Genomic DNA, 11,181 nt, shown 5'->3' on the forward strand with positions numbered 1-11,181 from the left:
TATCCTGAATGATGGCTTTGTGACAATCACTACCCAGTTTAACTAACGAGGTAGTGCAGATGAGCAACATCGATCGAATCGCCATTGTCGGAGCAGGCGTTGCCGGGATGGCGCTGGCGATACTAGCCGCAAAGCAGGGTTATCAGGTGAGTCTGTATGAGCGTAATAGTCAGGTCTCATCCATGGGGGCGGGTGTCACTTTATGGCCAAACGCCGTTTATATTCTGCAGCAGATGGGGTTGGAAAAAGAGCTGAAGCATCTGGGTGGAGCCCCCCGTTTTATGCGTCAGTTTAATCAGCAGGGAGTCCTGTTGGGTGAGCTTGATATTGAGACTATGAATAGTCTGAGTGGCTTTATCAGTGTGACGGTATTACGCCGGGATCTTATGAGCATACTGGACAGCGCGTTAGATGACCTGGGTGTTGAGAGACAGTTCAATTGCACTATAACGCCGCAGGCTATTGAAGGATTAAAGCAAACCTTTGATCTGGTGGTTGGAGCCGATGGGCGAATGCACACGGTGGTGCGTCAGGTCTTATATCAGGGAAAGATAACTCCCCGTTATCAGGGTTTCATCAATATTATTGGTATCAGTCAGGTGGAGGAGGGGGCTTTAGATGAAGCCATTCATGATTTTCGTGGCTTTGGTGAGCGCTTTGGCATTGTTCCGGTTACTCCCGGTGTCTGTTATTGGGCTGCCGCATGGAGCACGCCTATGGATAAAGAGCGGCCTTTATCTGCCTGGTATGAAGAGATGCACCGGCGTTTTATGAACTGGCCTGGTCCGGTACAGCGTGTGCTGAAGTCTTATGATAAAACATCACTCAGGCGCATTTTTGTTCATGATCTTGATCCGCTGCCATATTGGCATAAGGGCAGCGTTTTAATGATTGGAGATGCCGCCCATGCATCTTTGCCGACTTCAGGGCAGGGTGCGTGTCAGGCGTTGGAAGATGCATGGCATCTTGTCCGGATTCTGGCTGAACAGGATGAGCTGAATACAGCCCTGACAGCTTTTTATCAACGACGTATCGCCAAGACGTCTGCCGCACAAGCGGCTGGAAGACAGTTAGCACAGGGGATATTTTCAGCCCTTTCTGAGCCTCCTGCGTCTGTTTCAGGTATTTCGGTTGAGCAGTTAACTCAGTTCTGGATGCAGGGATTAGAGGTTGAGTAACGGTAGTTTGCCGTTGACCGTTGTCGTATTCTTTTCTGCTGTGGAACCTTGACTCAGTGTATGCTTCTGCTAGATTGAAATCTCTTTATGAATAACACACCGCTGGAGGGTACAGATGATTGTAGTCAAAACCTTCCGGGCAGTCTGCTGAACTCAGTTATACTGATTTCTCTGCCCGGTTACTGAACCGGGGCTCTTCCGCCCCTATGAATTAATTTCAGGGCGCTACTCAGGTATGCGTCAGGGGTTCTTATGACTACTATTTTCCGTCTGTCCCAACTGGGATGGAAACCCTTTTTTCAGCAACAACTCAGCCTTGAAGAGCTTTCAGGTTATCTGCCCGCCCGTGTGGCTGCACAGCACCGTACTCAGTTTGAGCTTTACAGCGAGCAGGGCAGACAGACCCTCCATATCTCACCAAACCTGCCCTCTCTGGCAGTGGGGGACTGGGTGTTACTCGACAGTCACGGTGTTTTTTATCGCGCGCTTGAGCGCCTTTCCTGTTTCTCCCGTAAGGCGGCTGGCAGCAGGGTGTCAGAGCAGCTGATGGCTGCGAATGTAGATACGGTGTTTGTCACCTGCTCCCTTAACCAGAACTTCTCACTGAGCAGGATAGAGCGCTATCTGGCTTTGACCCGGGAAGCAAAGGCTGAGGCCTTTGTGGTGCTTACCAAGGCCGATCTCTTCGATGACCCGGATAGTCTGGTCAATCAGGTCCAGGCGCTTGATCGCCGGCTATTGGTTGAAGCGGTGAATGCACTGGACCGGCAGAGTACAGCTGTATTACAGCCCTGGTGTCGGGCGGGCAGTACCGTGGCGGTGTTAGGCTCCTCTGGTGTGGGTAAATCAACCCTGATTAATAGCCTGATGGGGCGTCCGGTCCAGCAGGCTAAGGCTGCCCGTGACGATGATGACCGGGGCCGGCATACCACGACGGCTCGCTCACTGCATCTGATTCCCGATGGTGGTGTACTGCTCGATACGCCGGGAATGCGGGAGCTGCAACTGAGCGGGTGTGAAGCCGGTATCGATGAAACGTTCGCCGATATCAGTGCTCTGGCATCACAGTGTCGATTCACTGATTGCCAGCATCAGGATGAGCCTGGTTGTGCTGTTCAGGCGGCCCTGCAGGCATCTCTGATAGATCAGCGTCGGTTGACTAACTACCTGAAACTGATGCGCGAGCAGGCTCGCAATAGTCAGACGCTGGCAGAGAGCAGAGCGAAAGACCGGTCATTGAGCCGTTACTACCGTAAGGTACTGCATGAGAGTGTTAAGCTGAAAAAAGGCGATTAGCCTTTACTGACGGGAATGCGCACCGGATGACGGTGCGCGTCTCCTTTGCTGATATTAATCAGAATCAGTTCGTTTTTAGTTTAAGGAGGCAAAGCCCTTTAACAGTTTAAGTCGGACTGGTAAAACAGGGATGTCGAAAGAGCATTATTGGTGAAAAAAGGTTTTGATCAATTTAGTTGGAAGGGTTAAACGAGATAGCCTGTCAGCTAAACGAGTGTCCAGGAAAAACACCAGACTATGAAACACCAGTTGAAAGATTAATCAGCGCGTTCAACGATCCACTAAACCCACAAGCGGTAACTCTCAAAAGGGAAATTTATCTTAGTCAAGCATCGCCGCTACTATGGCTTCTGGTGCGTCCTCCTGCATCAAATGGCCCGATTCAGGAACCGAGATTAGCACTCCTGTCGTAAGCAGATTCGCAAATTTCTTGCCCTGTGAAATAGGTATCCACTCATCTTTTTCGCCCCACAAAATCTGAACTGGGTTTTCCATGGGGGCGTAAAGCTTCTCTATTTCATCAGTATAGCGCTGATCCATCTGCGCTATTTGACGATAGAATGCCGCTTGTCCAACTTTGCCTTGCCAGGGTGTCATATAGATTTGAAGAGTTTCTTCACCCAGTTCAGAATATGCAGAACTCTGAAGATATGCGCGTAGAAGAGCATCATGAGCATATGCGGGTAGTCCGGCAAATGCTTCTTCGTATTCATGGACATGGCTGACAAACGGTGAGCCCCAGGGAGCTATTGCTACTGGGTCAATGATAGTAAGCCGCGCATAGCGGACACCATTCAGGTAGTAAGCTCGCAACGCTGTTGTGCCACCAAAATCATGACAAAGAACTTCAGGCCTGCTGATTCCCCACTCCTGAAGCAGAGCGGCAAATAGAGTATTTTGAACTGCAAGTGATACATCCTGATCTTCCCGCTTTTCTGACAGCCCATATCCTAGCAGATCGAAAAAGTAGATTTTTCTTCGCCTTGCCAGCAGCGGTGCTATCTTCCTCCAAACTTGTGAGGAAAAGGGGGTTCCGTGAATGAGAACCAGCGGTTCACCCTCACCAATACTTCCCCAGGCAATATCCTGACCTTCAAATGTGAAACGATGCGATAAATTAAGCATAAAATGGCCCTTAGTAACCTTTAATTTGATATAATAGGTTAGTTAATCGGGTAGAATTAAACAACCGTTAAATTGAAATAATAGGTTATGGTATGACGCTATGGAACGAAGATGCGTTCATTGGTGGGCATCCAGCACTTGATTTCGTGAACACCGTCGAAGATCAGGATAAGCGCAGAGACAGTAGTCGTATATCTGACTGGGCAAGCTTTCTGGGATGGGCGCAGGTTTCATCTGTCTTCAGCGAAGAACAGATGAATGTGCTGGAAAATGAAATACAACAAGCAGACATTTCCACTTTGCTGACGAATATTCACGAACTGAGGGAGACAGCATATGCGGCGCTTAACTGCATAGTATCGGGAGAAAATAAAACGGGTGTAGCGCTGCAAAAGCTTGAAGACGGTATAAGAACGGCGATAAATAATTCGTCTTTGAAGCTAGCAGAAAATAACTATATATGGGTACCCAACATGGCGAAGCCGAGCTGGGTAATAGACGTTCTAACGCTATCCATTGAGAGTCTGCTGCGCTCCGAGGACATTACTAAGCTGAAAGAATGTGGGCGTTGTTCATGGATGTTCCTGAATAGAGGCCGGGGAAGGGGGCGACGGTGGTGCAACATGGGGACATGTGGTAATCGGGCAAAGTCTGTATCTTTCAGAAATCGAAAACAGTAGCCTTTCAACAAGGCTGTCGGCACTTTAAAGGGGGAGACCTTTTGGCGTTAAAGTAGGGCAGGTAAAACTGAGTTCTCCAAAGAGTACTATTGGTGAAAAAAGGCTTTACCTCCTTTGGTGGAGGGCGCGTAAAAATTCTGGCTGCTATGCATTAGCCGGACAAGTTCATCGCTGTCCGTTCTAATGACCTCATCTGTTCTCCACAGCTGGCCCTTCATATTCAGTATCCCCTTAAGCAAAAGTCTATCGTCTTCTTATCTCTTTTCCAATGGAATGAATTCCAATGGTTAAAACCATATTAGTCCGCGCCAGGCATAAGTCGTGAAGGTTGTCTCCAGAGGCGTGGCCGGTTCGGCTTTACTCAATATGGCTATGAATAACTCATTTTGAGTAATCGTTTTTAAATCAGTCATACAGAAATTTTGCTAATAACTTTCTTTTAAGTGATACTTAATTTATCCTCATCTAAGTTTTTTGTGTGTCATTAATGGTGGTGGAAATATATCATTGTGAGATGATGGTTTGATCCAGTATTTTTTAGGTTTTTTTGCCAAGATGACCGTTTTGTTCGATTTATCGAGGATTTTGGCAGTTTTTCTTGATTAAAAAATCTCACGTTTTACCGGCCAGAGTTTACTTCTGTTTGTGATATGTAACAAAAAAATAATAATGGAGATGAAGAAGTGGGTATGTATAAAACGGTTGAGAAGACTTTCTTCTATACATTGACTAAGAAAATTATCGGCAACGTGGCTTTTTTGCAGTTACCCAGCTTTTTTCTGCTTGGGGTCTGTTACTGGGTATATGACTCTCTGCTTACTCTGCAGCAGCAATCAGGGGCAGATCTTGTGATTAGTGGTGAGTTATTGTCGATCACCCACTCGCTTTCTAATGCTGTCATGTTGATGACGATATTTATATTGATTGTCACTGTTTTTAGTACCTACTTTATGCGGCACCTGTTTCTTTCCCCTATTAGGGATATGAATACCGTACTGAGCGCAGTGAAAGATAAAGAGGGTGATATATCGGCAACATTGCCGGTGAAAACATTCGATGAGATTGCCGGAATGGCCGAAAACTACAATGGTTTTTCCGGGAGTCTGAAGCAGATTATTGCGGACTCACGTGAGCGTAGTGTCAGGGTTTCTTTAAGTGTCAGTCAGCTTCAGAAGGTCCTGCTTGAAACAAAAGAAACCGCAGAATCACAGGTTGATCAGGCACAAAAAGTATTTCAGGCAAGTCAGGAAGCCACTCAGGCGATTGAGGGGATCGCTCAGCATACCCAGAATATAGCTAATCGTAATGAGCTTAACCTGACTGAGATCCGGACTGCTGGTCAGGATATGGAGCGTGTTAAAGGTCAGATTCATGCGATTGAAGATCAATTGACAGATTTTCAGAATGTTGTGCTGCAGTTATCGGATAATTCCAGCAACATTATTGAAGTGCTGAAACTGGTGCAGGCGTTTTCTGATCAGACTAACCTGCTGGCGCTGAATGCGTCTATTGAAGCGGCCCGGGCGGGCGAGGCTGGTCGCGGCTTTGCCGTGGTGGCAGATGAAGTTCGCAGCCTGTCTCAGAAGGTGAATGCTGCCACGCAGGAGATCGACAAAAATATTCACCAGATGGTCACTCTCGTGGATGATACCCGCTCTGGTGCGTCGAAAATTAAAAACTATGTTACTGAAACCGATAATTTTATCTCTCAAACCAGCGATAAATTTGTGGTTATGATCGATGATTTTGAAACGGTGCATGGTCAGATGAGTGAGATCAGTGCGGCTATTGAGGAGATGTCTTATACCAATAACAGTACCCACGAGCATGTTTCTAAAATAACTGAACTGTCGGACTATATTCAGTCAGAGATGACGGTATCTGCTGAACACTCAATCAATCTGGAAACTGCAACAGAGGAGATGCAGGAGCTGCTGTCCCGGTTCAGTATTGGTTATGGTGGATTTGAAGAGATCGTGACTACCGCAACGAGGTGGGCTGGCGAGATCCAGAGAGAGTTAGAAAAGCTGGCTGGCGCTGGATTAAATGTTTTTGATACACAGTATAAGAGAACAAATCCCGATCAGAAACCGGAGAAATACGACACTGGCTATACTGATAAATTTGAACGGGCCATGCAGCCGCTGTTTGATCGCTTTATAGCGGATAAGCCTGCATTTCTGATTGCTTCGGCCTTTGATGTGAATGGCTATTGCCCGGCGCATAACGCCAAGGTATCCAAACCCCTGACCGGTGTTTTTGATAAAGATAACCAGCTTAGCCGGCATCGCCGTATTTACAATGGTAGCCGGGCTGAGATACGCCGGGCCAATCAGACCTCACCGTTTCTGCTGTTAACCTTTATCCGGGATACCGGTGAAATCCTGAATTCTATCTCGGTGCCGCTTTACGTCAATGGCCGTCATTGGGGTAACTTCTGTACTGCTTTTCCGCCTGAGTTGTTGTTAAACGCTTCTCTCTGATCCAGCTGCGCACCGGATGACGGTGCGCGTCTCCTTTGCTGATATTAATCAGAATCAGTTCGTTTTTAACCCGCCTATTAGTGTAAAATGCAGCCCAAAACAGGGGCTGTAACCGGGCTAAGTCTGCGCAATCTCTAAGTCGGTAGTTATATCGATATCCTTATAAAAGTTTCCGATAGAGTATTCAGATGGAAATCAAAGTAAATTTTTTAGATAACCTCAGACTCGAAGCTAAGTTTGATGATTTCACCGTCACCGCCGATCAGCCGATCCGGTATAAGGGGGATGGTTCTGCCCCGAGCCCGTTTGATTATTTTCTGGCGTCCTCAGCGCTCTGTGCTGCTTACTTTGTCAAAGTTTACTGTAACGCCCGGGATATACCGACAGATGATATCCGTCTGTCTCAGAGCAATATCGTTGATCCTGAAAATCGTTATAACCAGATCTTCCAGATCCGGGTTGAGCTGCCTGAATCGATCTCTGAAAAAGACCGTACCGGTATTCTGCGCTCTATTGAGCGTTGTACCGTCAAGAAAGTGGTGCAGGAAGGGCCTGAATTTAAGATCGAAACGGTTGAAAATCTGGACGCAGATGCCTCTATCATGGCGATGGGGATCCCTGATGATGGTGTGAACACCATGATTGAAGGGAAAGATCTGCCACTGGAGAGAACCATCGTCAATATGACCGGCATTCTTGAAGCGCTGGGAATGAAGATTGAGATTACCTCCTGGCGAAATATCGTGCCGAATGTGTGGTCTCTGAATATCCGCGACTCGGCTTCGGAACTCTGTTTTACCAACGGTAAAGGGGCAACCAAAGAGAGTGCTCTCTGCTCTGCCCTGGGTGAGTTTATCGAGCGCCTGAGCTGCAACTTCTTCTACAACGATCAGTATTTTGGTGAAGAACACGCCAACGCTGAGTTTGTTCACTATCCGAATGAAAAGTGGTTCCCGCTGACCTCAACTGATTCTATCCCTGATGGCTTGCTGGATGATTACTGTCTGGATATCTATAACCCTGATGGCGAACTGAACGGTTCCAATCTGATTGATACTAACTCAGGCAACCATGAGCGGGGCATCTGCGCCTTGCCATTTATACGGCAATCCGATGGTGCGACCGTCTATTTCCCCTCAAACCTGCTGGAGAATCTGTTCCTCAGTAACGGCATGAGTGCCGGTAACAATATCTATGAAGCGCAGGTGCAATGCCTGTCTGAGATCTTTGAACGGGCGGTCAAACGACAGATTATTGAACAGGAACTCGTGCTTCCCGAAGTCCCGAAAGCGGTGCTGGACAAATATCCATCAATTCAGGCTGGAATCCAAGGCCTTGAGGAACAGGGTTTTCCGGTGCTGGTTAAAGATGCTTCGCTGGGCGGTCAGTTTCCAGTGATGTGTGTCACACTGATGAATCCCCGAACCGGTGGTGTGTTTGCGTCGTTTGGTGCTCACCCCAGCTTTGAAGTTGCACTGGAGCGTAGTCTGACAGAACTGCTGCAGGGACGATCGTTTGAGGGCTTGAACGATGTGCCAAAACCGACGTTTAACAGCCATGCGGTGACTGAGCCAAACAACTTCGTTGAGCACTTTATCGACTCGACCGGTGTGATCTCCTGGCGTTTCTTCAGTAACAAAGCGGACTATTCTTTTGTTGAGTGGGATTTTTCCGGCAGCAACGAGGAGGAGAGTGCCGCTCTGATGGCGATCCTTGAAGCGTTAGATAAAGAGGTGTATGTCACCACCTTTGAGGGTTTGGTTCCTGGCCTGGAAGCTTCGGCCTGCAGAATTGTTGTGCCTGGCTATTCAGAGATCTATCCGGTTGAAGATCTGGTATGGGATAACACTAATAAGGCGATCTGGTTCCGTGAGGATATTCTCAATATCCACTCACTGACTGATGAGCAGCTGGCTGAGCTGGTGGAGCGTCTGGAGGAGAGTGAAGAGGACAACTATACCGAGATTCGCACCCTGATCGGAATTGAGTTCGACGAGAATACGGTGTGGGGCCAGCTTACAGTGCTGGAACTGAAAATTCTGATCTATCTTGCCCTGCAGCAGCATGAGAACGCGCTGGAGCTGGTGCAGGACTTCCTGCAGTATAACGACAATACCGTCGAGCGGGGGCTGTTCTATCAGGCGATGAGCGCCGTACTGGAGATTCTGCTGGACGACGAATTGCAGCTGGATGATTTTATGGTTAATCTGCAGCGGATGTTCGGTGATGAGGTTATGACCGATGTGGTGGGTTGTGTCCGCGCTGAGGTGCGGTTCCACGGACTGACAAAGACCAGTATGAAACTCGAAGGTCTGGACAAGCATCTGCGACTGATTGAAAGCTATAAAAAGCTACATCAAGCCAGAAAAAGTAGTCTCTGAAGGTTGCTGCCCGGCACCGCTTTCTTGTGGACAGGGCGCTAGCCTGAACAGCGAAGTAAAAAAAAAGACAAACGAAAGTTTGTCTTTTTATTTGTCTGTTATTCACCTGGTATGTGCGGCGCCTCACCGAGGCGCCGCATTTATTACGCAGTTATAGCGAAGGAACGACCGTTTCATCGTGATTTTTTGTATCACCCAGAAGAATCATTTTATTTCGGCTGATCGTTCTTACCAGCGCGGCATAATCCGCAGCCCCATCACCATCCGGAAGAAACTCAAAGATCGTCTCTCCGTGGGAGGGTGAACGGCTTAGCTGTTCGTCATACCGTATCGGTGTACATACCTTGTCTCCGTAGAGGCTCTGGAGCTTGCGGTAGATATTTTTCGGTTGTTCCACCCGGGTATCGAGAAAGGTCGGCAGGATATAATTGAGATCGATATCCTTATATTTCTTTATCGCATGGAGGTTCTTGGTAAATTCAGCCAGACCGTGAAGCGACATCACTTCAAGGGAGACAGGCGTGAGTACCTCTGTGGCATAAAAAAGAACGTTAACGGTCAACTGATCCCAGCCGGGAGAGGTATCAATGATGACGTAGTCATAGTCTTTATCGATACTGTCCAGTGCCTCAGACAGGGTCCATTCAGAACCAAAACTTTTTTTATCAATAATGCGTTTGACACCGGCTAATGATCTGCCTCCGCTGAGGAGCCATAAGTTAGGTCTGGCCTCAAAAATGGTTTCTTTCGGTGTCAGCTCTCCGGTTAGCAACTCTGTCAGCCCCGCAGGTGGCTTCTTGCCGAGCATAAAGGAGGATTGCCCCTGAGTATCAGTATCAATTAACAATACCTTATATCCGGCCATTGCCAGGCCCGCACTCAGACTGACCGCTGTGGTGGTTTTACCCACACCACCTTTGCTTAATGAAACGCAGATTTTTCTCGGGGTCTTACGTTCACCGGTCGCCTGAGGCTCTGACATGCCCGCCGCAGGCTGAGGGGATGTTGGCGCAGGGGCGGCAGCAGCAGGCGTCGGCTGAACACCATCGTTGTTATCCAGATTGATCAGAAATTTATGCTCACACGCCTTACACCGCACAACGAAGCGTTTCTTTGCAGCGACCTTGCTGGTATCAGCATGATGTTTACGAGAACAGTTTGGGCAAACAATAATAGTCATGGGTTAGCCTTCTTAAGATCTTCCAGGATTGCTTTTAAGGCAATCTTAGCCAGTCTTTCCACTGAAACGGTTGTATTGGACTTGGTGATAAATTTCAGACTGATTTTTCCTTTCAGCTTCCATGCATGGATCTCAAACTGATCACTGTCTGTTTTCCAGATCAATTCACCCTGATCCTTCCGGGAACCGTTTAAAGGTGTACTTTCTGTGTCGCAAAAAATTATATTATTGAGTTGCTGAAGCTCATCGATATCGTCACCGACCTCCTCGCTCAGCAACAGGCCCATAATGTCTAACTTTTCATTTTCAGGCATTATTAAAAATCTCTTTCCGGAGGGTGGCTAACTTTTTCTCTAAAGACTTTAAGGTATTGTCGTCGACCTTCAACCACTGAATTCCGCAGATCCAGTTGCCATCGCCATCAAGGGATGCATGAACAACTTCGCCTTCTAAACCGTCAAAATTCTCATCGCCCAGCGTGAGCTTGCAGCTTGGCTGAATATCTTCAGATGATAACGGTGAGGCCGATTCGATACCGATACATACTCCTTCGGTGCTGATATCCAGCAGCGGGTATGTCTTGCCGTTGGCTTCCAGAAAATTGGCATCCCTGTCCTTAATAGGCAGGCGATATGATTTACGGGAGACAAGTATTGATTCTGAGTCACTCGAAATTTCTTCAAATTCAAGAGTGTCATCATTTATGAGTTTCATCGAACAACCTCTGTGATAACCATGTCTATCCTCGCATAGATATAATCAGACAGACCCTGTACATATCTGATTTGGAGGCCGATAAAGCTGAGAAAGACACAAAAAGTCTATAATTAAAGATATTTAAAAAATACAGCTTATCAA

9 protein-coding genes are annotated in these 11,181 nt (G+C 47.5%); 5 read left to right on the forward strand and 4 right to left on the reverse strand.

All coding sequences use genetic code 11. From position 1 onward, the window contains the following. Positions 1 to 59: 59 nt before the first annotated feature. Together KDX31_07815 and rsgA are read left to right on the forward strand one after the other, a co-directional pair. Positions 60 to 1,178, forward strand: coding sequence for an FAD-dependent monooxygenase (locus tag KDX31_07815; GenBank protein UTW04892.1), 1,119 nt, complete (start codon positions 60 to 62; stop codon positions 1,176 to 1,178). 252 nt (positions 1,179 to 1,430) lie between these two features. Beyond that, positions 1,431 to 2,474 (forward strand): ribosome small subunit-dependent GTPase A, encoded by a 1,044-nt coding sequence (rsgA, locus tag KDX31_07820; protein ID UTW04893.1) that lies wholly within the window; start codon positions 1,431 to 1,433, stop codon positions 2,472 to 2,474. 321 nt (positions 2,475 to 2,795) lie between these two features. Here the strand turns inward: rsgA and KDX31_07825 are convergent, their stop codons facing one another. Further along, positions 2,796 to 3,599 (reverse strand): alpha/beta hydrolase, encoded by an 804-nt coding sequence (locus KDX31_07825; GenBank protein ID UTW04894.1) that lies wholly within the window; start codon positions 3,597 to 3,599, stop codon positions 2,796 to 2,798. A 92-nt stretch (positions 3,600 to 3,691) separates the two neighbouring features. Here KDX31_07825 and KDX31_07830 point away from each other — a divergent pair, with 92 nt between their 5' ends. From KDX31_07830 to KDX31_07840, 3 genes are all read left to right on the forward strand, one after another. Then, the gene (locus KDX31_07830; GenBank protein UTW04895.1) at positions 3,692 to 4,279 is read left to right on the forward strand and encodes a CGNR zinc finger domain-containing protein; all 588 of its coding nucleotides are present in this window, start codon (positions 3,692 to 3,694) and stop codon (positions 4,277 to 4,279) included. Between the two features lie 683 nt (positions 4,280 to 4,962). After that, positions 4,963 to 6,762 carry a methyl-accepting chemotaxis protein gene (locus KDX31_07835; GenBank protein ID UTW04896.1) on the forward strand — a complete coding sequence of 600 codons (1,800 nt, stop codon included), beginning with the start codon at positions 4,963 to 4,965 and terminating at the stop codon, positions 6,760 to 6,762. 188 nt (positions 6,763 to 6,950) lie between these two features. Beyond that, positions 6,951 to 9,143, forward strand: coding sequence for an OsmC domain/YcaO domain-containing protein (locus KDX31_07840; protein UTW04897.1), 2,193 nt, complete (start codon positions 6,951 to 6,953; stop codon positions 9,141 to 9,143). A 151-nt stretch (positions 9,144 to 9,294) separates the two neighbouring features. Here KDX31_07840 and KDX31_07845 read toward each other — a convergent pair whose 3' ends face one another. The 3 genes from KDX31_07845 to KDX31_07855 are packed head-to-tail and all read right to left on the reverse strand — an operon-like array spanning position 9,295 to position 11,037. Then, complete coding sequence (locus KDX31_07845; protein ID UTW04898.1) at positions 9,295 to 10,323, reverse strand: AAA family ATPase; 1,029 nt, start codon at positions 10,321 to 10,323, stop codon at positions 9,295 to 9,297. Continuing rightward, a complete protein-coding gene (locus KDX31_07850; GenBank protein UTW04899.1) occupies positions 10,320 to 10,637 on the reverse strand; it encodes a hypothetical protein in 318 nt (105 codons plus the stop codon). Before KDX31_07850 ends, KDX31_07845 begins: the two co-directional genes overlap by 4 nt. After that, positions 10,630 to 11,037 carry a PilZ domain-containing protein gene (locus tag KDX31_07855; GenBank protein UTW04900.1) on the reverse strand — a complete coding sequence of 136 codons (408 nt, stop codon included), beginning with the start codon at positions 11,035 to 11,037 and terminating at the stop codon, positions 10,630 to 10,632. The genes KDX31_07850 and KDX31_07855 overlap by 8 nt, the downstream gene beginning before the upstream one ends. Between the last annotated feature and the right edge of the window lie 144 nt (positions 11,038 to 11,181).

This window comes from Amphritea atlantica (assembly GCA_024397875.1).
Classification (GTDB): domain Bacteria; phylum Pseudomonadota; class Gammaproteobacteria; order Pseudomonadales; family Balneatricaceae; genus Amphritea; species Amphritea atlantica_B.

What these genes read in the sequence shown, in the direction of transcription:
- KDX31_07815 (UTW04892.1), top strand. Translation starts at nt 60, where the DNA reads ATGAGCAACATCGATCGAATCGCCATTGTCGGAGCAGGCGTTGCCGGG.
- rsgA (UTW04893.1), top strand. Translation starts at nt 1,431, where the DNA reads ATGACTACTATTTTCCGTCTGTCCCAACTGGGATGGAAACCCTTTTTT.
- KDX31_07825 (UTW04894.1), bottom strand. Translation starts at nt 3,599, where the DNA reads ATGCTTAATTTATCGCATCGTTTCACATTTGAAGGTCAGGATATTGCC.
- KDX31_07830 (UTW04895.1), top strand. Translation starts at nt 3,692, where the DNA reads ATGACGCTATGGAACGAAGATGCGTTCATTGGTGGGCATCCAGCACTT.
- KDX31_07840 (UTW04897.1), top strand. Translation starts at nt 6,951, where the DNA reads ATGGAAATCAAAGTAAATTTTTTAGATAACCTCAGACTCGAAGCTAAG.
- KDX31_07845 (UTW04898.1), bottom strand. Translation starts at nt 10,323, where the DNA reads ATGACTATTATTGTTTGCCCAAACTGTTCTCGTAAACATCATGCTGAT.
- KDX31_07850 (UTW04899.1), bottom strand. Translation starts at nt 10,637, where the DNA reads ATGCCTGAAAATGAAAAGTTAGACATTATGGGCCTGTTGCTGAGCGAG.
- KDX31_07855 (UTW04900.1), bottom strand. Translation starts at nt 11,037, where the DNA reads ATGAAACTCATAAATGATGACACTCTTGAATTTGAAGAAATTTCGAGT.